The sequence below is a fragment of the Planctellipticum variicoloris genome, from assembly GCF_030622045.1.
GTDB classification, from domain to species: Bacteria; Planctomycetota; Planctomycetia; order Planctomycetales; family Planctomycetaceae; genus Planctellipticum; species Planctellipticum variicoloris.
In genome coordinates this window covers 6,113,394-6,134,301 of record NZ_CP130886.1, presented here as the reverse complement: position 1 = coordinate 6,134,301, position 20,908 = coordinate 6,113,394, and the positions used below count along the sequence as shown (strand labels likewise).

Sequence of the window (20,908 nt, the reverse complement as noted above, 5' to 3'; positions counted from 1 at the left end):
AGGGCGGAAACCGCCTACGGAAACTCGAAACGTGACTCCGACCGTCCCCCGCACGATCCTGCTCCTGCTGCTTGCCCTCGGCGGCTCTCTGCCCGCCCTGCCGGCCCAGGGAGCGGTCGTGCGCCTGAAAGAACGGGTCGAAGCGCAGGGACCGGTGATCCGCCTGGCCGACGTCGCCGAGATCTCGGACGTCGACCCTCAGGTCGTCGCCCGGCTGGGTGCGGTGACGTTGCAGCCCGCCACGGGGAAAGCCGTCCGGGTCGATTTCGACCTGGTCCGCACCCGGCTGATCGCTCACGGCGTGAATCTGGCGGAGATTGAATTCGTCGGCCAGTCGTCGGTGGCGACGCCAGTTGAAGCGCGTCCTGCTCCGCGCCCGGCGACGCCGATTCCGCAGCGCGTGACGCCGCCAGTCGCTGTCAAGGGGCCATCGCCGCAGGAACGGGCTCAGGCGATCATTCGGGACGCGTTCGTCCGTCGTTTTCAAAGCTCCGCGCAAACGGAAGATGCGGCGTACGAGCTGGAAGTTCAGGTCCGCGACGAGGATCTGGGGGCAATTCTGGAGACGCAGCCGGGCGCGATTCGGTTCCAGGAACGGGCGCTCGTGGCGGGCGGTCCGCAGCCGCTGACACTGGACATCGCCGCCACGTCGTCGGCCGCGCCCCGGCAGGTCCGGGTGGCCGCCTGGCTCGTCATGCAGCCCCGCATTCTGACGGTCCGCCACGCCTTGCCCAAAGACCATGTCCTCCAGCCGCTGGATCTGCAGTGGAAGAAGGCCGACAAGGACGCCACCGGGATTTCCAGCCTTGCAGAGGCCGTCGGCCGGGCCACGCGAAAGGCGATCCGTCCAGGGGAAGTCCTGCAGGCCGCCGATCTGACGGTGGTCGCCCTCGTTCGCGGAGGCGACATTGTCTCGGTTCGCGTCTCGACGCCGGGAGTCGTCGTCCGACGTCAGTTCAAGGCGATGTCGGGCGGCGGGCTCGACGAAGTCGTGAATCTGGTGGCGCTGGATGACGCGCGGGACCGGATTCAGGCCCGCGTGACGGGGTTTCATGAGGCGGAGCTGATTTCGACCGGATTGGCCGATGCCCAACCGGGGTCGGCGGCAGGCCCCGTCCGCTTCGTCTCTGAGGCGGTGCCGACCGGTCGGGGAGGCGTCCAATGATCCGCCTGCTGTCATTGACCGTGCTGGCGGTCGTGCTGTCCGGTCCGTGTCCGGTCCTGGCGCAGCCGGGACCGTTCATCGATCCGCAGGGATCTCCGCGCATGCAGGATTATTCGTGGGTCTACCTGGAGCCGGCCCCCCCTCCGCCGCAGATCAAAGTCCACGACATCATCACGATCGAGGTCGACGAGAAGGCCGAAGTGATCGTCAACTCGCGCTTCAACCGTCAGCGCAACGGCACCTACACGGCGCAGCTCAAAGAGTTCATCCGGCTGGTCAACACCGACGGGTATCAGAAGGTTGTCCCGGCGGCGGCCAGCCAGCCGACGATCGACGCCACGCTGACGAACCGGCTGCAGACGATCGGCCAGTCGACCGACCTGGAAGGGATCACGTACAAGATCGGGGCCACGGTCGTCGACATCCTCCCCAACGGCACGATCGTTCTCGAAGCGCGCAAGTCGATCCGGACGAATCAGGACTTTTTCGAGTACCGGCTGACGGGGCGGGTCGACAAGGCCAAGATCAGCCCGACCCGATCCGCGCGGACGGAAGACATCGCCGAGCTGCGGATCGAGCGCAAGCAGCGCGGCAAAGTGTTCGACAGCACCAAGGTCAACTGGGGCGGGCGGATTCTCGACACGCTTCTGCCGTTCTGACACATGCGACTTTCAGGTCTGGAGAAACTCATGATCCGCCGGAGCATCCTTGGTGCGGTGGTCCTGCTGCTGGCTTGCCTGCCGCAGGAGGCATTCGCGCGCGTCCGGCTCGAACATATCTGCTCCGTCCAGGGGCAGCAGGAGGTTCGTCTGACCGGGTTCGGGCTGGTGATCGGCCTGCCGGGGACCGGCGACGGCGCGAAGAACGCTCCAACCGTTCGCGCTTTGCGCGCCGCGCTGACGCGGATGAAATATCCCATCGCCGACGGGGAGATCAAGAACGCCGACAACGTGGCCGTGGTGATGGTGGAAGCCACGATTCCCCGGACGGGGCTGCGTCGCGGCCAGAAGATCGATTGCCATGTCAGCGCGATCGGGGGCGCGAAGAGCCTTCGCGGCGGCCGGCTGCTGTCCACGCCGCTGACGACCGCCGCGGTCCGCAGCGAGACCGCGGTCGGTCTCGCCGGGGGAGGCATCACTCTGGAAGACCCGGTCCGGGCGACGGTCGGCAAGATCGCGCTCGGCGTCGACCTGATGACCGATGTCACGGCGCTGTTCGTCAGCCAGCAGGCGGAGAACCCGGTCGTCACGCTGCTGATCGACCCCAATCACGCCAGCTTCTGGACGTCGAGCGAAATCGCCCGCGTGGTGAACAGCGAGTTCTCGTTCGAATCGTCCGGCGCCGAGCTCGCCCGGCCGGTCGGTCCCGCCGCCGTCGAAGTGCGCATTCCCGAGCAGTACCGGAAGTCGACCGTCGACTTCGTTGCGCAGATTCTGGAGACGGCGATCGATCTCCCCCACACGCAGGCCCGCGTGATCCTCAACAGCAAGACCGGGACGGTGATTGTGACGGGGGAGGTCGAGCTCAGCCCGGTCGTCATCTCGCACAAGAGTTTCAGCATTGAAGTCGAAGGCGACGCGCCTCTTCCCGGTGCGAGCGGTCCGTTCGTGGCCATGATGGAAGGGAGCGGGCGGCAATCCCCGCAGCAGTTCAAGCAGCTCGTCGACGCGCTCAATCAACTGCGCGTGCCGACGGACGACATCATCGCCATCATCCGGGAACTGCACGCCACCGGAAAACTGCACGCCGAGCTTGTGGAACGCTGACGTTTCACGGACCGACAAGTTTCGAACGCCTTCCTCCGTCACAGAAGCAGAATCCGATGAGTTCGCTGTCGTCCCTGACAACTCTGACCTCGCAGGCCCAGTCGGGCGCCGGCGCGATCGACAACGACAAGCTGCGCGAAGCGTTCTCCAAATCGGTCGGCGAAGTCTTCTATACGCAGATGCTCAAGTCGCTGCGGCAGACGGCAGGGAAGCCCGCCTATCTGCACGGCGGCGAAGCCGAAGACATGTTCGAGAGCCAGCTCGACCAGGTGCTGGCGGAGAAGATGGCGGCCCGCAACGGGGACCAGTTGACCGGCGAGCTGTTCGAACGCTTCTCCGCCGGGCTGCGGGCCTATAAACCCGAACTCACTTCCAGCTCCGCAGACTCGACCCCGTCCGCAAAGTCGCCCCTCCCGAGCCAGACCACCCCCGCCGAACAGCTTTCGCAACTGTCACGCCAGTCACAAGCTGCGGCCGACGGCGCCGGAATCACAACCGTCACGCCAGCGTCATTCCCGTCCTTCCGAAGATAAGGACTGCCGGGAGTCTTCGGTAAAGTCGGATCGTCGGCCGGAGAGACGCGTTGCGCCCAGCGGCGGATCGCGTCGCTCGTTCCGGCAGTCCGTCGGCGAAGGGCATCGACTCCCGCGGGACCCGTCATTCGGGCAAGGGGGGAATCCGATGCGACTTTGCGAGGAAATCGCGCGCTTCGTCGACGTCTTCGCGGCGACGCAGCAGGAGCTGCTGACGCTGCTGCAGGAGAAGCGGCGGGTGCTGGTCGCCGCCGACGCCGTCCGCCTGGCGGAGCTGAATGCCTCCGAGCTGAAGCTGACGACGCGCCTGGAGGCGCTGGTCGTCTGGCGGAGCCGTCTGCTCGAGGCCAGCGGAGCGCTGGGGTGCCGGGGCGAGTCGCTGTCGGAAGTGCTGACGGAGCTCAGCGACCCGCAGGCGGTCGACCTGCGCGTCCGGTTGCCGCAGTTGCAGCAGCTTTCGGTCGCGTTGCGGCAGGAAGCCTGGATCCAGTGGGTCATCAGCCAGCGCTGCGAACGGCACTATGCGGAGATGGTCGACGTGATTGCGCGGGGCGGCCAGACTGCTCCGACTTACGAGGAACGACCCGCCAGCAATTCGAATGGCGGCGCCGTCCTCGACGCAGCCGTCTGACCGACTGCCTCCGGCAGGGAGCCCCACGTGTCACTCAACAGCGCACTCGCGATCGCCTCCAGCTCGCTGGATCTGTTCTCGCTCGGCATTCAGGTCGCCGGGAACAATATCAACAATTCCACGACGCCGGGGTATGTCCGCGAAAAGCTCATCATCCAGGCCACGCCGCCGTCCAAATCGGCGGGCGTGCTCGTCGGCACCGGCGCGCTGGCCTACGGGGTCAAGCTGCAGCTCGATAAGTTCCTGGAAGCCCGCATCCACGTCGCCAACACGTCGGTCGGTCTCTCGTCGACGCGGAGCGGCGTTTATCAGCAGTTGCAGAGCGCCCTGCAGACGCTGGGCGAAGGGGACCTTTCGAACCAGTTCAATACGCTGATGGGGCAGTTGCAGTCGGTCGTCAACCAGCCGGAGAACGCGTCGCTCCGAACGGCGTTCGTCGAATCCGGCGAGCAGTTCGCCACGGCGGTGACGCAGCTCCGGCTCAAACTGACCGATCTGCAGAATTCGCAGAACGATCAGCTCAAGTCGCGTGTCGATGAAGCCAACACCCTCATTCAGAAGATCAAGACGCTCAATCCCCAGATCGGGCAGCTCGAAGCCAACGGTCTCGGCAGGAACGACGCCGGGGCGCTCCGGGTCGAGCGGATGAACGCCATCAATCGCCTGTCGGAGCTGATGCCGATCCGGGCCATCGAACGTCCGTCCGGGTCGGTGGATCTCTATTCCGGATCGGACTATCTGTTGCTCGACGGTCAGGTCCAGAAGCTGAATCTCTTCGTGGACACCCGCGAGAACGGACTGCAGGGGCTGCAGGTCCAGCTTTCACAGACGCGCAGCATCCTCACGACCGGCGGCGGCGAGATCCGCGGCACCATCGAAGGGCGCGACAAGATCCTGGGCGGGTTTGTAACGCAGCTCGACGAGTGGGCCGGCGCTTTCATCAACGAGTTCAACAAGATCCATGCCTCCGGCGAGGGCGTTGCGAAGTTCACGGACGTCACGGGTGTGACGCATCTCTACGACTCGACGTCGCCCCTCAGTACGGCGGGGCTCCCGTTTCCGCCGAAACACGGCAGCTTCGAGATTAAGACGGTCAATCAGGCGACTGGAATCACCGAGACCGCCCAGATCGGCATCGATCTGGACGGCATCGGGACCGATACGTCGCTGACCGATCTTAAGAACGCGATCGACGCCGTTCCGAACCTGACGGCGACGATCACGACCGACGGGCGGCTGCGGATCGCGAGCGCGGCGGGGTATGAGTTCAGTTTTTCGAACGACACCAGCGGCGTGCTGGCGTCGCTGGGGATCAACACGTTCTTCACCGGGAGCAGTTCGGGGGACATCGGGGTCAATCAGGTCGTCGTCGATGACCCTCGCTACCTTGCAACGGGTCGGGGAGGGGGGCCGTCCGACAACTCCAACGCGGTGGCGCTGGCTCAGTTGCCCGATGTGAAGCACAGCTCGCTGGGGGGGAGCACGCTGCCCCAGTTCTTCGAGCAGATCACCGGCGGAATCGTGCAGGGCGCCGCCGCGGAGGACGCTCTGGCGCAGGGATCGGAGAACTTCCGCAGCTCGCTGACGACGCAGCGGGAGCAGACTTCGGGGGTCAGTCTCGACGAAGAGACGATCATCATGATGCAGCTCCAGCGCAACTATCAGGCGGCGGCGCGGATTGTGACGACCGTGGACCAGCTCCTGAGCACGCTGCTGCAGATCTGACGGGGTAGAAATGTCGAATGCGGAAGGCGGAATGTCGAAACGAAGACGCCGCCGCGGCCTCCCGCAACTGACAACTGACCAAAAGCCAATGACCAAGAACCAATAACCAATCTACCAATATGACCATCAGCACCATTCTTCCGGGTCGACTGCCGATTTCCCTCCTCGGGAGGCGGCTGCAGGAGGCGGTCGAGAACAATCGGGCGTCCCTGTCGAATCTGCAGGAGCAGCTCAGCTCGGGCCGGAAATTTCTGCTGCCCTCCGATCTGCCGGTGCAGGCGCTGCAGGCGCTGACGATTCAGACGCTGTCTCAGCGGCAGGACTCCGTGTCGGGCAACGCAGTGATCAACGACGGCTATCTCGGGTCCGCCGAGCAGAGCCTGTCGACGGTTTCCGACGCCCTCAACCGGGCCAGATCGATCGTGCAGGAAGGGATCGGCGACTCGGCCACCGACTCCCAGCGGGAGGCGCTCGCCGCCGAAGTGGCGACGATCACCCAGTCGGTGCTGAACGCCGCGAACCTGCGTTACAATGGCCGGTATCTGTTTGCCGGAACGGAGTCTCTCACGACCCCCTTCACGATGTCGACGAACGGAGTCGTCCGCTACGGGGGGGACCAGGGGCAGATTCAGACGTTCGCCGACATCTCGCTGCTGCTGTCGAGCAACGTGGACGGCGCCTCCGCATTCGGGGCTTTGAGTCAGCCGATTTCGAAGGACATCAATCCCGCGCTGACGCTGAGTACGTCGCTGGGGGATTTGTACGACGGGGCGGGAGTCGTTCCCGGGCGAATCACGATCACCGTCGACAACGGAACGCCGATCACGAAGACGGTCGACCTGACCGGCTCCCGGTCGATTGCGGACGTCAAGACCCGCATTGAGGATGCGTTCGCGCTGGAGGCGGAGACGGTGTCGGTCGGCATCAATGCCGCGGGGGATGGAATTCAGTTGACCCCTTCGAACGGCACGATCACCGTCGCCGATCCGCCGGGTTCCCGTTCGGCTCAATTGCTCGGAATCGCTTCGACCCCCGTCGCCCAGATCAACGGCGGCAATCTGGAGCCCGCACTTACGGAGTCGACGCCGGTCGCGGCGCTGAACGGCGGCGCCGGAATCGCTGCGACGCTGGGAACCGGCCTGCGGATCGTCAACGGAACCCGGACGTCGATCGTCGACCTCAACGGAGCCACGACGGTCGGCGACGTCCTCAATCGCATCCGGCTCGCCGACCCCGATCTCGCCGTGGGGATCAGCGCCGACGGACGGGGAATTGCGATCTCGACCCGTCTGAGCGGGGTCAATTTCTCCATCGGGGAGAACGGCGGGACCGATGCGACGGATCTCGGCGTCCGCACATTGACCGGAACGACGCGCGTCGCGGACCTGAATTACGGCGTCGGCCTGACGACGGAGCCGACTTCGCTGTCGATCACCCGTCGGGACGGCTCGTCGGTCAGCGTCGATCTCGCCGGCGCGGTGACGGTGCAGGATGTCCTCGACCGGGTCAACGCGGTCGATCCCGGGCACCTCGTCGCGTCGCTGGTGGCGACGGGCAATGGAATCTCGCTGACGGACGACTCCGGGGCCGGGGCGCTCACCGTCGCCAGCTCCAATCTCTCAAAGCAACTGGGGATGGATGGAACAGACGACGGCGGCGCGGCCGGCGTGCTCAATGGACGCGACGTCAATCCGCGACAGGCCGACGGCATATTTACAGTGCTCAGTCAACTCGAAACGGCGCTGCGGACGAACGACAACGCGACACTGAGCAGGCTGGTGGGACGGATTGACCTCGAAGCGTCGCGGGTCGCGGAGATCCGGGGAGAGATCGGAACGCGACAGAACCTGCTGAGCACGACGAACACCAGCCTCAAAGATGCGGCCATCAATACCAAAGCGACGCTGTCGCTGCTGATCGACGCCGACCTGGCGGATGTGGTGACTCAGCTCACGCAGAAGCAGCAGATCCTGCAGGCGACCTATCAGGTCGCTTCGCAGACGCTGAAAATGACGATCCTGAACTACATCTGATCGCCGTTCTCCGGACTGCGAACCGAGCGGGCCGAGCACGCATTCTCGCGCAGGTGCTCCAGGTCGAGCCCGCCGACCACCGCGCAGTCCACGGCGGGGTTCCGCAGCACGAAAGCAATCGCCTCGCGCGCCGGCAGCCGACCGGAGGCGAGGGCCTTCTTGACGACGACGCTCAGCCCCCGGCCGGCCGCAGTTTCAATGACGGCCTCGTGGGAGCGGTCGTGCAGGTGATACTCGACCATCAGCGCATCGGCCCACTCCAGCGCGAGCTCCGCGCCGGCCACGGTCTTGCCGGACAGACCGATGGCGCGAATCAGCCCGCGTCGACGGAAGTCCTGCAGAACATCGACCACATCGGTCTGCTGCTGGATCGTCAGGTCGTCGCCGTTCGAGTGAATGAAGACCAGATCGAGCACGTCGGTCCGGAGCCGCTGCAGGCTGCGCTCCAGGCTCGCCCGGACGGCCGCGGCGGAATAGTCGTAGCGCGAGACGCCGTCGTCGAATGTTTCTCCCACTTTGGTCGAGAGGACGAACTCGTCGCGACGCCGGGCGATGCTGCGACCGATCCGTTCTTCGCTGAGGCCGTAGGCGGGGGCGGTATCGATCAACGTCAGACCCAGGTCGAGCACGCCATTGAGCAGGCGGTCGACGGCGGCATCGTCCGGGAGTTCGAATCCGACCGGATACTTCGTGCCTTGATTGCGGCCGATCTTGAATGCCCCGAAGCCGAGCGCGGGAAGGGGCAGGCCGGTGTTTCCCAGCCGTCGCGGCCAGCGCGAATCCGGGAGCGGCTTCGAGGGCATGTGAGGAACTTTCCTGGCGTGACCGGCTGGCGGGGCGAATGTGTGGCCGCTGAACTGCAGGAGATGATTATGGGACGATCGGGTGGCCGGGGTCGAGTCTTCGAGGCGAACTCCTGGGGAAGTGGCTGGTGGTTAGTGGCTGGTGGCTAGTGAGGAGAAGGCGGGGGGCGCGAGAGAGTCGGATGGCCGTGGATGCCGCAATGCGGCAGGCGGGGGCCTGCCCTACGCGCCGTGCGTACCGCGATCGGCTCCGGCGGGTCGGCGGTTTTACGGCCGTCCCGCCGGAGTCCGTCTGGCGGTTTCGAATGGCCGGTTGAAGTCCCGGCGGTTCAGTCACGTTGATCAGGTTCGCCGGTCTTGCGGCCGGGTGAACGGGAAAAGCTCGACGTCGAGGCTGTGCGCACACGGGGTGCGCCCCCTCGGGGTTTCCTGGCGGAAACCCCGTCGCTGGGCCCTGATCAGGCCCGGTTTGACGGGAATCGTCCGGAACGCCGACGGTTGCCCGCCGACGCGCATGCTCCTATGTCCCCGTCATAAATAGCGAGTTTGTTGCGCGGAATTCACATAAGAAGTGGTTGGTGGGTCGTGGATGGTGGATGGGGAGGAGAGGGCGAAGAGGTGGTGCGTGTGGAGAAGCCGGAAGACGAAGAGGACGCGGAGCGTCTGAAGAGGCGTTCCCAGGCGGAGCCTGGGAACGAGGGAACTGAGACAACTCTGCGCCGGAATCGAGGTCTGACTGGAGTCTAGGCGGCTCGGGCGGCGGAGGGATCGCGATCGAGGTTCACCCAGTTCCGGCCGGGCTCGTCCCAGAGCGGGGTGGCGACGGCCGGTCGGGGCCAGTCCGCCAGCTCCGCCCAGTTCTGAGTCGCATTTCCGGTCGGAGCGCTGATTCTTGCGGCGATCTCGCGGGCGAGAACGGGGGCCAGGGCGAGCTTCGCTGGCCAGCCGGTGGTGACGTTCCCGGCGCAGAGGACCTGCACGTTGTCGGGGCGGCCTCCCTCGGCGGTGATGCCTTCGGCGCGATCGACGCGGCAGGTGGACCATTCGGACTGCGTGAAGTCGATCTCCGGCAGAACGGCCTGAAGCTCGTGTCGTGCGCGACGGATGAGGTCGGGCGCGGCGAGCGCGGTTCCGTCCTCCGCGAGCTGACCGCCGACCTGCCAGATCGTCCGTCCGGCGGCATCGACATCCGAGGTGATCGTGACCCGCGTCCGCGCGCCGTCGATGCAGTGGCCGTTGAGTGTCGGCAGGCCGCCCCGTACGAGGACCATATGCAGGGGGCGGCGCTGCATCGACTCGCCGTCGAGCCCCACGAGCCGTCGGAGCGTCGAGTTCCCGGCCCCGGCGGTGAAGACCACGTGGCGCGGCTGCAGGCGCAGCGGACGACGGTCGGATGGAGAGTGGAGGATGATGGCCCGGACTTCGCCGGGGCTGTTGAGTTCGAAAGTCAGGCCGTGCTGAGCGTCGATCTGCAGCAACCGGGAGCGATACTGGTCCGCCAGATCGGCCAGGAGACTCTGCACGCAGAGGACTTGTTCGGGAAGGCGTACGACGGTTCCGGCGACGCGCGCCAGCGCGGGGGGGCGTTCCTCGGGGGAGACCGGCTCTGGGGTGACATGGAGCGCCAGACGGGCTCCCAGCATGCCGGCCCGCGACGTCAGCGAATCGGTCTGCCAGAGGTAGCATTCTTCCGCGCGGACGCGGGTCCGGGTGAGGACGGGGGTCGTGCGTCCGAGCAGCGCGTCGCGCCAGACGGCGGGCATTTCGCGGATGTTGCGCGCGGATTTGCTGAGGAGCCCCTGCAGGGAATATTTCATGCCGCCGTGGATGATTCCCTGGGCGGCGATCGTCTGCCCGGCGCCGAGGGTTCCGGCTTCCAGCAGCAGGCAATGGTTGCCTTCGCGCGTGAGGCGATCGAGGAGCCACAGTCCGGCGACTCCGCCGCCAAAGATTACCGCATCCAGTTGCATATCCGACTCCATCCGTCGAGTCCCGACATTGCGGATCTCGCAGCGGGGGGAGTTTTAGCGGCGGAGTCGCCGGCTGGAAAGATCAACCATCTTGATTGAGAGAATGCCCTTGACGAACATTCTTGCCGAAGGATAGAAGTCGGACTGCGCGGGCCGGTCGTTCTGCTGGAGCATCCTTTGATGGCCTATTCGGCCTCTTCCTTCATTCCTGCGGTGCCGGTGCAGCTATCTGCGCGGGTTCTCAGCCGGATCCTGATCGGTCATCGACTCGCGTTCGGGTCGCGGGTGCTGCTGGTCGGCTGCGGGACGGGGGAGCTGGCGTCGTTTCTGGAAGACATCTCGTTTGAAGTTTCCGGGATCGACGATTCACTTGGTTCCGTGGACGAAGCCCGCGAGATGTTTCCGCGCATCGAGTTCCACGCGGCGCAGCCGTCGGAGTCGGTTCCGCTGGAGCACCACAGCTACGATCTGGTGCTGGTCCAGGAATGCGGCTCGTACACGGACAACCTGCTGGGGCTTTCGGCCCGGATCGCCACGGCGAATCTGCTGGCATGCCTGAAACCCGGCGGCCACGCCGTCTTCGTGCGACCGTTCGGCGACGACTCGCCGCTGCCGATGAAGCACCATCAGCAGAACTGCTGGACCCGGCATCTGGCCTGTTTTCCGGGCGAGGCGGCGATTTCCAACTATGCCGATCCCTGGCTGAGCCGGTCGACGTGGGGCTGGCTGCGCGGCCGGCACGCCCGGCGGGGCTACTACACGGTGAGCTGGCGTGCGCCGCAGTTGCTGGTGTCGCCGGACCGCTGGCGGGAGTTCGCGAAGCGGGGCTTGATGACGGGGCAGGGGGCTTGCTGCGAAGCGGCGAACGGGTGCTGCGAGGCCGGCAAGAGGCGCGTGGCATAGGGCGGGTACGCCGCTACTCGTCCAGGGCCCGGATCGGGAAGATTTCGGACTTCACGTGCTGTTCGGCCAGCAGGCTGGTCGTAACGAACAGAGCGAGCCAGATCAGATTGGCGATTTCGCGCGGCTTTCGAATTTCGCCCGATTTGCTCGAAATTGCATGTCACCAATGTCGGAGAGTTGCGATTAAATGCGTAACCCATTTCTTCATAGCGATTTAGGGTGAGTCCATGATCTGGAAGCTCCTCAGGAATTAAATGGGACAGGTCGATGCCGATTCCGGCAAATCCGACTGCAAAAGCTGCCGTCAACACATTTTTCGGAAGCGCAACCTATTCTCAGATAATCGCTTGTAGCGGTCCCCGCATCGCGAACTCTCAGGCCCAGAACGGCACGTATTTTGCGTACCGTCGCGAAGATTGATCGGGCGCATCGAGCTTGATTCTTCCGGAATCGACCGCGCCGCTGATGATCTGTGAAATTGTCGCCGACTTCTTCTCGGGGAGCTGAAAACGATCCCGTAGGCTCTGGTTGGTCATTTTCTGATTCATCACGTAGCGCAGGCAGCAATGCTGGTAGCAGGCGCGAATTCGCTCTTCCCGGTCCATGTCTTCGAAGAGCTTGTGGGCATAGAGCACCGAAATCGTGTGACGTTCACCGACGCGGAAATCGGGAGCCGGCAACTGATACACTTCCGCAGCGTTCACCACTTTGTCGACACCGCTTCCCTTTTCCTCGCAAATTCCCAGGCGCCTCATGAGGTCCGCGAGACGCTCGTTTCGAGACTGGTATTCATCAATAAAGCGGTCTGGAGAGATGAATGGCCGACCGGGTGACGTAATCTCCAGGCGGTCGGAGTAGAGTTCGATCACGACTGAGGTTCCGGTCTCCACGAAGTCCTGATGAATCAGAGCATTCGCTACCAGTTCGCGAACGGCCAGAGATGGAAACATCTTGGCCTCAGTTCGCAGTGCTTGACCTATGATCTCATTCGCCGGAATCAGTCCGTTCACGAACTCCAGCAGGCCCTCAAAGCCGACGGCATAGCCCTTTCCACCGGACTGATCGAGCCGAGTTTGCAGCTTGCTCTGCCCGGCGTAGACAATGACGCGTGGAGCTTTGCGGGCCAGATCTTCAAACTCCCCGAGTCGTTTCGCAAACAAATTCGCTCCCAATCGCGTGATGTTCCATTTCCCGCCGATCGCGAGTATGAGCTTCTCCTTTTCGAATCGTTCAAGAACGGCATCGCGGGTAGCCGGATACGGGAGCTTCAGCAGATCGAAATAGCTCTGAGTATCCAGCAACTGAACCAGTTCGTCGCCCGTACAATTGTCACGAGCCGAGCCGGCGAGCCAGTCAGGTTTTCCCTCGTCGAAGATTTTCCGGAGTCGATCCTCCGACATGGGGACAAGCTCTTCGCCAGACCGCATAAGGTATGCGCCGTCGAGCTGATACGCAGTCCCAGTCGGACGAGGCGGAATGCTGAAAACCAAGACCCGGCCGTCTGGGTGTTGGACATCATCCACCACGACCCGAAATCGCAGCTTATTGAAGATCTTGCCGACAATTGCACCGGGATCAGGGAACGCTTGGGAATCGATGACTTTGCGGGGGGCCTTATCCGATACTCCTAGAATCAACTTTCTGCCACCCTCATTCGCCAATGCGACACAATAGCGATAGAGCTTCCCTTCGTCGAAATGGTGCTTCGCCTCCTTGAACTCGATATGTTCGGTTTCCCTCGGACTCGCCATCCATTGCTGCAGGTCCGAGAGTGAGACGACCATCTGAATTGATCCGCGAGCAGTAATTCGAGTCGGCTGCACCGACCTCATGCCAAGGTTAATGGCGTTCTGCAGTGCAGGAACCGTGCATTATCCGAAATGCTTCCAACAGATCCTACTCGTCCAGAGCCCGGATCGGGAAGATTTCGGACTTCACGTGCTGTTCGGCCAGCAGTTTCGAGAGCTTCGCCACGAGTTCCGGATGGTCGCTCGCGACATCGTTTGCTTCGGCGGGATCCCTGGCGAGGTCGTAGAGTTCGATCGGGCCGGGGTTGAGCGGGCGGCGGGCCGGGGGATTGAGATTCTGCCGCACGGCTTTCCAGTCGCCGACGCGAATCGACTGCTGACCGCCGTAGCTGGGGAACTCGCGGTACAGGAACGGTCGATCGGATTGCGTTTTGCCGAGCAGCGTCGGGACGAGGCTGATTCCATCCAGTCCGTTCGGAATCGCCTCTAAGCCGCCGGCGACTTCGACGAGCGTGGGGAACCAGTCTTCGAAGCCGCTCACGCGGCTCGATTCCGTCCCCGCCGCGATTTTCCCCTTCCAGCGGACGATGGTCGGGACGCGGACGCCGCCTTCGTAAAGCGATCCCTTCCGGCCGCGGAAAACTCCTGCGCTCTGGAAGAAATCGGTGTCGGTGCCGCCGAGCTTGTCGTACAGCGGACCGTTGTCGGACGAGAAGACGAAGATCGTGTGGTCGTCGAGTCCCTGGGCGGCGACTTCCTGCATCAGCCGGCCGATCTCGCGATCGAGCCGGGTGACCATCGCGGCATACGCGGCGCGGGGCGTCGGATGGGGGAGGTAGGCTTTGCTGCCGAGGTAGGGCTCCTCGGGAAACGTGCCGGCGTACTCTGCCAGCGAATCGTCGGGAACCTGCAGGGCCAGATGCGGGACCGTCGTCGGGTAGAAGAGAAAGAACGGGCGGTCCTTGTTGTCGCGGATGAACTTGAGCGCCTGGGCGGTGATGAGGTCCGGAGCGAAGTCTTTCCCCGAGTAGCCGGCGTAACTCGCCGGGTCGTTGGGATCGCCGTCGGTGGGGAACTTCTGGTGGGCGGCGAAGGGGGGATTGTTGAGCGGCAGCTTCGCCCCGTTGTCCCAGAGGGAGGTCGGATAGTAGTTATGGGCGACGGCCTGGCAGTTGTAGCCGAAGAAACGGTCGATTCCCTGCTTGAGCGGCTCGCCGGTCGTGTCGGGCGCGCCCAGTCCCCACTTGCCGAACGCGCCGGTGGCATAGCCCAGATCCTTCAGAACTTCCGCGAGGGTGACCGTTTCGGAGGGGACGGGCCACTGGCCTTCGCTCCCTTTGCGGTACTGGCGGTTGTCGCGGATGAAGGCGTGGCCCGGGTGCAGTCCGGTCATCAGGACGCAGCGCGACGGGGCGCAGACAGCGTTGCCCGAGTAGTGGGTCGTGAGCTTCATCCCTTCCGCGGCGAGGCGATCGACATTCGGCGTGCGGATCTTCTGCTGCCCGAACGCGCCGACATCGCCGAAGCCAAGGTCGTCGCAGAGCAGGAAAACGATGTTGGGCTTGTCGGCCGCGGATGCCGGAACGACGCCGGGGGAGAGTACGAGCGCCAGGACCGGGATCACGGCGGCGATCGGCCGCCAGCTTGCGAAGACGGTGCGCATCGGGATTGCCTCGGTGTCAAACCTGTCGAGATTGTGGAACGCTCACTCGAAGAGCGAACTGCACCCAGCATGAGGGATGACACCGGGCGAGGCAACCGGATCGCAGCCGGCGCGTGGCAAGGCGCAAGAGTCAATTGAACGGCACACATACGAACGTATGCGTTCAGATGCTGCGATCCGGGCTGTTCTCTCCTACAACTCCCGGAAAAAAGGACTGCCGGTTCGCCCCGTCAAAACCAGCCCTCCGTCAGGCAGCACTTCTTGAACCGCCGGCCGGAGCCGCACGGGCAGAGATCGTTCCGGCCGAGCTTCTCTTCCAGCAGCTTGTCGCCATGCACGATCCGCTCGCCCCGCTTGACCTGGGTCTCCGACGGGAAGCCCCGGCGGCGCTTGCTCATCGTTTCGAAAAAAACGGCAGTTCGTGGGGGAAGTCCTGGTCCATGATACGCCTCCTCGGAAGACGGGGATGACAGCCGGCAACCATCGTCAGGTCGCTCCGGTCAACGACGACACCGCAAAGCTAATGGAGGTTCGCCCGCGCATTGCGGATCGGAAGCGGGTGACCGACAATTCTCGAACCGCTCATCGCCATTTGCGTATCGATCCTTGGGGACGCTCTCCAAGCTCTCTTCACCGATACAGGATCCTTCCATGGACTATCAATACGCCGACATCGCAAAGATGATCGATCACTCGCTGCTCAACCCGACGCTGACCACGGTCGATCTGGAAGCCGGTATCTGCCTGGCACTGGCCTATGATGTTGCCAGCGTCTGCATTCTGCCCTACGCCCTCGGGCGCTGCGCCGAACTCCTTAAGGGGAGCACCGTCAAAGCCAGTACAACCATCGGCTTTCCGCACGGCGGCCACACAACCGCGATCAAGCGAGCCGAGGCTGAGCGAGCGCTCGCCGATGGCGGCGAAGAGCTGGACATGGTCGTCAACATCAGCCAGGTGCTCGGCGGCAACTGGGACTACGTCCGGGAGGATATCGCTGCGGTGATTGAACCGGCTCATGCCGCCGGGCAGAAGGTCAAAGTCATCTTCGAGAACTGCTTTCTCATAGACGAGCACAAGATCCGGTTGTGCGAGATCTGCAGTGAACTGAACGCCGACTGGGTCAAAACGTCGACTGGCTATGGCACCGGCGGTGCAACGCTGTATGACCTGAAGCTGATGCGGAAGCATTCCGCGCCGCACGTGCAGGTCAAAGCCGCCGGAGGCGTCCGCGATCTCGACGGTCTGCTGGCCGTCCGGGCGCTGGGAGTCACCCGCTGCGGGGCCAGCCGGACTAAGGACATGCTCGATGAATGCCGACGACGCCTGGAACTGGCGCCGATCATCCACACGCCCTCCGGCCCGATCGGCGGTTATTGAAAGCGGAAGGGGTCAGGACTCCTGCCGTGAGAGTCCTGACCCCGTCTTCGTTCGATGTCGCCGGCTCCGCTTACTTTTTCTCCGACACGCAATACAGGTGCTTGTTCGATCGGATGAACAGCTCGCCGTTGCTGATGGCCGGCGTCGCGGCAAACGTTTCGCTCTCTTCGGTGACCTGATTGACGGCGAGGGAATCGTACGAGTCGCCCGCTTTGAGCACATGCATGTCGCCGGAGCTGGAGACGTAGTAGATTTTTCCGTCGGCGGCCACCGGCGAGGAATAGTCGGAAACGCCGCGACCGCCACGGCCTCCGCCCGGTCGACCGCCCGGCGGCGGAGCATCCGTCACGCGGTCGCCCCCCTGCAATCGGGCCTGGAAGACCTTGCCGCCGTTCTTCGCATCGATGCAGTTCACGATGCCGTTGGACACGAAGTACAACCGGTCGTGATACACGACCGGCGTGCCGAAGCGGTTGATATCCCGGCCGCTCCAGACGACGTTCGTCTTGGTGACGTCCCCTTTGCCGCCGGCCCGCAGGGCGATCGATCCGCCGCTCCGGCCTTCGATGGCGTAGATCACGCCGTCTTGAACGACGACGCTGGTATTGAAACTGTCCGTGTCCATCGCTTCGCAAAACCAGCGCAACTTGCCGGTTTTGGGGTTCAGTCCCCAGATTTCAAACGGCGCGCCGATGACTACGTCGGTCCGTTCATCGTCGATCTTCGCAATGGCGGGCGTTCCCCAGACGTTGCCCAGCGAATCGGACGGCGCTTCCCACAGTTCATTACCGGTCTCGGCGTCGAGCCCGACAATCGCCCGGCGTTCGGGGCCGGCGGTCACGATCACAACGCCATCCACCAGAATGGGACTGGACGAAGAACCCCAGCGGCGCGGATCGGATTCGGTGCCGACCCCGTGCTGCCAGAGCTGCTCGCCATTCAGATCGAACGCCACGACGCCGGTCTTGCCGAAGAACGCGAAGACGCGCTGGCCGTCGGAGACCGGCGTGTGCGACGCATAGCCGTGCTGGGGAACCCCCATGCCGGTGAAGGGGTCCTCGGGCAGGACCGCTTCGATCGTCTTGTCCCAGAGAACCTTCCCCGTCTGGCGATCCAGACAGACCAAGTGCCGCTTGAGATCTTTCGGATCCCGGCCTTCGAAGCCGTAGCCGGAGTAGGTCGTCACGAAGACCCGGTCGCCGACTACGATCGGGCAGGAGACTCCCTCGCCCGGCAGCGCGACCTTCCACTTCAGGTTCTCGGTGGGGCTCCAGGTGGTCGGCGTCGGGACATCGTCCGGGCTGACTCCCGATCCATTCGGCCCCCGGAACCGCGGCCAGCCGCCGGCCATGCCTGTATTCGCCAGACAGCCGGCGCCGACGACAACCAGAAGCAGGGATCGGAGCGGCATGAGGCCTCCTGTCGGGAATGCTGAAAGCAACCGGCTAAGCCGACGTGACCGTTGCTCCGCGATCGCGGAGGAGCTGGCGGTCGGCATAAATCGTGACCACATGCTGGAGTCGCCGACGTTCGATCCGGCGACCTCGGAAGTAGACAATCGCCATCGCGACGACACCAGCCGCGACAAACACGCCGATCGTCGTTGGCGAAAGCTGGGGGATCAGACTGGAAGCGATTCCATCTGCGACGTGACCGGCCGACGAAGCGGCCGCGGAGCTCGAGACTTCTTGCATGATAACGCCTGACTGAGGGGAGAAACGGCCGCGGCGACTCGTCCGTGAGTGCTGCCGACTTTCCCGCCTCCTGACTTGGCAAACCCAGGTCCGGAGGGAAGGTTTCGGAGGATTCCGAAAAAACTGTTGGATGCCCGGTGCGTCCAGCGAGTTCCCGATGTCTACGAAGATGTCTACGCAATAGACGGAATTCAGCCCAGTTCGGTGCGCGCCAACCTCCGAATTTTTCAGCATCCGAGCGCAAGACTGTCGCGATCAACAGGTTCCGATGCATCCGGCGGACGACGGCCCCTCAAGGTTGACTTTTCCGGCGTCGCCCGCGCTACTACCTCGTTGATGGTTGCGGCCGTTCAGGTTGCGACGACTGAGGTCTTGAGGAATTCAGCTCCATGGGGCGCGTTACCGCCGCTTTTCGCGTTTTCTTTCGCACGCTCTTTGACGCTCGAACCGCCGAGCAGGTTCAGGAAGTTCTCAGCGGCCGCGCTCTCCCTGCGCACGCCACCCCAGCCCCCGCTGCCAGAACTCCCGAACCCGTGGCTCCGCCCCCCCCGAAGAAACCGGTCGTCAGCGACGCGCTCCTCGTTCTGGCCGCTCTGCAGCGCGAAGCCCGGTTTGTCGATTTTCTCAAGGAAGACCTGTCGGCTTATTCCGATGAGCAGATCGGCGCCGCGGCGCGGGAGATTCATCGCGACAGCGGCAAAGTCGTCGACCGCATGTTTGGCATCCAGCCGGTGCTCGCCGAGGAAGAAGGGGCAGCGGTGACCGTCCCCGCCGGTTTTGACGCCGCCCGGTATCGCCTGACCGGCAAAGTCTCCGGAAACGGTCCCCACCAGGGCCGGCTGCGACATCACGGCTGGGAAGCGACTCGCTGCGACGTTCCGGTCTTTACGGGAACGGAGGCTGCCGCGAAAGCCATCGCCGCGGCCGAAGTGGAAATCGAATAGCATCCGTTTGCGTCCGTGATTGACCGGCATTGATGCTGAGTGAACCGGCGGAACAGCACACCGCGCGGCAGTTTGCCGTTGCGTCAGGACGAAGAAGGAACGCCACGCATGGCTGCGAAATACTGCATCGGAATCGATCTGGGAACCACGAACAGCGTGCTGGCCTATACGCCGCTGGAAGTCGACAAGCCCGAGGTCAAGCTGCTCGCCATCCCGCAGCTCGTCGCCCCGGGAACGGTCGACAACCGGACCATGCTGCCGTCGTTCCTGTTTCTCGGCGGGAAAGCGGAAGCAGCGTCCGGGGCCTATGACCTCCCCTGGCAGCAGGGTCGCGAGTTCGCCGTGGGGGAACTCGCCCGTCGGCAGTCGGCCGATCTCCCCGAGCGGACCGTCGGGGCTGCGAAGTCCTGGCTCTGTCACAGCCGGGTCGACCGGCATCAGGCGATCCTCCCCTGGGGGGCGGGCGACGACGTTCCGAAAGTCTCTCCGGTCACGGCGTCCCGCCGCTATCTGGAACATCTCGTCGCAGCGTGGAAGCAGGCCTTTCCCGACGCTCCGATCGCCGAGCAGCAGGTGGTCCTGACGGTCCCGGCTTCGTTTGACGCCAGCGCCCGCGAACTGACGCGCGAAGCCGCCTCGGCCGCCGGATTGCCGGAATCGTTGGTGCTCCTCGAAGAACCCCAGTCCGCCGTCTATGCCTGGCTGGCCGCAATGGGCGATCGCTGGCGGAAGGTGATGCAGGTCGGCGAGACGCTCCTCGTCTGCGACGTCGGCGGCGGGACGACGGACCTCACTCTGGTCGGTGCCGCAGAGGAAGGTGGCGAACTGGTTCTTCGCCGGATCGCCGTCGGCAATCACCTGCTCGTCGGCGGCGACAACATGGACCTCGCGCTGGCCCATCACGTCGCCGGCCTGTTTGCCAAGAAGGGGGTCCAGCTCGATCCCTGGCAGTCGGTCTCGCTGTGGCATTCCTGCCGGGCCGCCAAGGAAGCCTTGCTGGCCACCGATGGCCCGAAGAAGCATCCAATCTCGGTCCTTGGACGGGGCAGCAAGCTGATCGGCGGAACGGTGACGGTGGAAGTCGAGCGGAGTGCGGTCTCCGACCTGCTCGCCACCGGCTTCTTTCCCTCCTGTGCGACGACCGATCAACCACGCCGGCAGCGGGCCTCGGGTTTCCAGGAACTGGGCCTCCCCTACGAGCACGACACCGCCGTCACCCGCCATCTGGCCGCCTTCCTGCAGACGCACGGCAACGACGAAGACGGCCCGGTCCGACCGACCCACGTCCTGTTTAACGGGGGCGTCTTCAAGGCCGACCTGCTCCGAACGGGATTGCTGGGCGTCCTGAAAGAGTGGTTCCCCGAGAATCCGCCCGTCCTGCTCGAAGGCTCGCACGACCTCGATCACTCGGTCGCCCAGGGAGCCGCGTACTACGGGTTCTCCAAGCTCAAGGGAGGCGTTCGCATCCGCGGCGGCGCCCCGCGCTCTTACTACATCGGCATCGAGACCGCCGGCCTCGCCATTCCCGGCGCTCCCCGGCCGCTGCGGGCGCTCTGCGTGGTGCCGCACGGCATGGAAGAGGGGACCGAGCTCGACGTCCCCTCGGAGCCGATCGGCCTGATCGTCGGCCAGCCGGCTCAGTTCCGCTTCTTCAGTTCACCGACCCGCAAAGACGACGGTCCCGGCAGCCGGCTCACGGCATGGACCGACGAAGATCTCCAGGAAACGGATTCGCTGCAGGCGACCCTCCCGCCGGACGACTCCATTGACGACCACTACGTTCCGGTCAACTTCCACACGCACATTACCGAACTGGGCGTGCTGGAGCTCTGGTGCGTCAGCGCCCGCGGTTCCGGGCGGTGGAAGCTGGAATTCAGCGTGCGGGACGACGCGGAGAATTAGGGGCCAGATGCGTCTTGCAGCTCGGGCCGGTTCGGAGCGACAATGGCCGGA

Annotated in this window: 18 protein-coding genes and 1 pseudogene; 11 read left to right on the top strand and 8 right to left on the bottom strand. The window is 64.3% G+C overall.

Translation table 11 applies throughout. From position 1 onward, the window contains the following. The first annotated feature begins 31 nt into the window (after positions 1-31). The 7 genes from flgA (at position 32) to SH412_RS23915 (ending at position 7,853) form a co-directional block, all read left to right on the top strand. Positions 32-1,165 carry a flagellar basal body P-ring formation chaperone FlgA gene (flgA, locus tag SH412_RS23945; protein ID WP_336520555.1) on the top strand — a complete coding sequence of 378 codons (1,134 nt, stop codon included), beginning with the start codon at positions 32-34 and terminating at the stop codon, positions 1,163-1,165. Continuing rightward, positions 1,162-1,824, top strand: coding sequence for a flagellar basal body L-ring protein FlgH (locus SH412_RS23940; RefSeq protein ID WP_336520554.1), 663 nt, complete (start codon positions 1,162-1,164; stop codon positions 1,822-1,824). Before flgA ends, SH412_RS23940 begins: the two co-directional genes overlap by 4 nt. 30 nt (positions 1,825-1,854) lie before the next feature. Continuing rightward, complete coding sequence (locus SH412_RS23935) at positions 1,855-2,931, top strand: flagellar basal body P-ring protein FlgI (protein ID WP_336520553.1); 1,077 nt, start codon at positions 1,855-1,857, stop codon at positions 2,929-2,931. A 56-nt stretch (positions 2,932-2,987) separates the two neighbouring features. Beyond that, a complete protein-coding gene (locus tag SH412_RS23930) occupies positions 2,988-3,464 on the top strand; it encodes a rod-binding protein (RefSeq protein ID WP_336520552.1) in 477 nt (158 codons plus the stop codon). Positions 3,465-3,612: 148 nt separating this feature from the next. Then, positions 3,613-4,095 (top strand): flagellar export chaperone FlgN, encoded by a 483-nt coding sequence (gene flgN, locus SH412_RS23925; protein WP_336520551.1) that lies wholly within the window; start codon positions 3,613-3,615, stop codon positions 4,093-4,095. Between the two features lie 27 nt (positions 4,096-4,122). After that, a complete protein-coding gene (flgK, locus tag SH412_RS23920) occupies positions 4,123-5,820 on the top strand; it encodes a flagellar hook-associated protein FlgK (protein ID WP_336520550.1) in 1,698 nt (565 codons plus the stop codon). A 119-nt stretch (positions 5,821-5,939) separates the two neighbouring features. After that, the gene (locus SH412_RS23915; RefSeq protein ID WP_336520549.1) at positions 5,940-7,853 is read left to right on the top strand and encodes a flagellin N-terminal helical domain-containing protein; all 1,914 of its coding nucleotides are present in this window, start codon (positions 5,940-5,942) and stop codon (positions 7,851-7,853) included. On the opposite strand, the gene SH412_RS23910 is transcribed toward SH412_RS23915, so the two are convergent. Both SH412_RS23910 and SH412_RS23905 read right to left on the bottom strand, forming a co-directional pair. Further along, positions 7,844-8,656, bottom strand: a complete 813-nt coding sequence (locus SH412_RS23910) for an aldo/keto reductase (RefSeq protein ID WP_336520548.1) — start codon at positions 8,654-8,656, stop codon at positions 7,844-7,846. The genes SH412_RS23915 and SH412_RS23910 overlap by 10 nt on opposite strands. A gap of 743 nt (positions 8,657-9,399) precedes the next feature. Continuing rightward, a complete protein-coding gene (locus SH412_RS23905) occupies positions 9,400-10,626 on the bottom strand; it encodes an FAD-dependent oxidoreductase (protein ID WP_336520547.1) in 1,227 nt (408 codons plus the stop codon). Positions 10,627-10,806: 180 nt separating this feature from the next. Here SH412_RS23905 and SH412_RS23900 point away from each other — a divergent pair, with 180 nt between their 5' ends. Beyond that, positions 10,807-11,529: a class I SAM-dependent methyltransferase gene (locus SH412_RS23900; RefSeq protein ID WP_336520546.1), complete on the top strand. Its 723-nt coding sequence runs from the start codon at positions 10,807-10,809 to the stop codon at positions 11,527-11,529. 374 nt (positions 11,530-11,903) lie between these two features. Here the strand turns inward: SH412_RS23900 and SH412_RS23895 are convergent, their stop codons facing one another. From SH412_RS23895 to SH412_RS23880, 4 genes and pseudogenes are all read right to left on the bottom strand, one after another. Next, positions 11,904-12,929 (bottom strand): ATP-binding protein, encoded by a 1,026-nt coding sequence (locus SH412_RS23895; protein WP_336524177.1) that lies wholly within the window; start codon positions 12,927-12,929, stop codon positions 11,904-11,906. A gap of 9 nt (positions 12,930-12,938) precedes the next feature. Further along, a pseudogene (locus SH412_RS23890) lies at positions 12,939-13,280 on the bottom strand (AlbA family DNA-binding domain-containing protein); the annotation flags it as partial. 145 nt (positions 13,281-13,425) lie between these two features. Continuing rightward, entirely contained in the window at positions 13,426-14,940 is a 1,515-nt protein-coding gene (locus tag SH412_RS23885; protein WP_336520545.1) for an arylsulfatase, read from the bottom strand. A 230-nt stretch (positions 14,941-15,170) separates the two neighbouring features. Further along, complete coding sequence (locus SH412_RS23880; RefSeq protein ID WP_336520544.1) at positions 15,171-15,338, bottom strand: SEC-C metal-binding domain-containing protein; 168 nt, start codon at positions 15,336-15,338, stop codon at positions 15,171-15,173. 253 nt (positions 15,339-15,591) lie between these two features. Here SH412_RS23880 and deoC point away from each other — a divergent pair, with 253 nt between their 5' ends. Beyond that, complete coding sequence (gene deoC, locus SH412_RS23875; RefSeq protein WP_336520543.1) at positions 15,592-16,317, top strand: deoxyribose-phosphate aldolase; 726 nt, start codon at positions 15,592-15,594, stop codon at positions 16,315-16,317. A gap of 70 nt (positions 16,318-16,387) precedes the next feature. On the opposite strand, the gene SH412_RS23870 is transcribed toward deoC, so the two are convergent. Together SH412_RS23870 and SH412_RS23865 are read right to left on the bottom strand one after the other, a co-directional pair. Then, positions 16,388-17,728, bottom strand: coding sequence for an outer membrane protein assembly factor BamB family protein (locus SH412_RS23870; protein ID WP_336520542.1), 1,341 nt, complete (start codon positions 17,726-17,728; stop codon positions 16,388-16,390). Between the two features lie 34 nt (positions 17,729-17,762). Beyond that, complete coding sequence (locus tag SH412_RS23865; protein WP_336520541.1) at positions 17,763-18,011, bottom strand: hypothetical protein; 249 nt, start codon at positions 18,009-18,011, stop codon at positions 17,763-17,765. Between the two features lie 389 nt (positions 18,012-18,400). On the opposite strand from SH412_RS23865, the gene SH412_RS23860 reads away from it, so the two are divergent. Together SH412_RS23860 and SH412_RS23855 are read left to right on the top strand one after the other, a co-directional pair. After that, positions 18,401-18,955: a DUF2760 domain-containing protein gene (locus tag SH412_RS23860; RefSeq protein ID WP_336520540.1), complete on the top strand. Its 555-nt coding sequence runs from the start codon at positions 18,401-18,403 to the stop codon at positions 18,953-18,955. A 108-nt stretch (positions 18,956-19,063) separates the two neighbouring features. Next, positions 19,064-20,857 (top strand): Hsp70 family protein, encoded by a 1,794-nt coding sequence (locus SH412_RS23855; RefSeq protein ID WP_336520539.1) that lies wholly within the window; start codon positions 19,064-19,066, stop codon positions 20,855-20,857. Positions 20,858-20,908 lie beyond the last annotated feature (51 nt).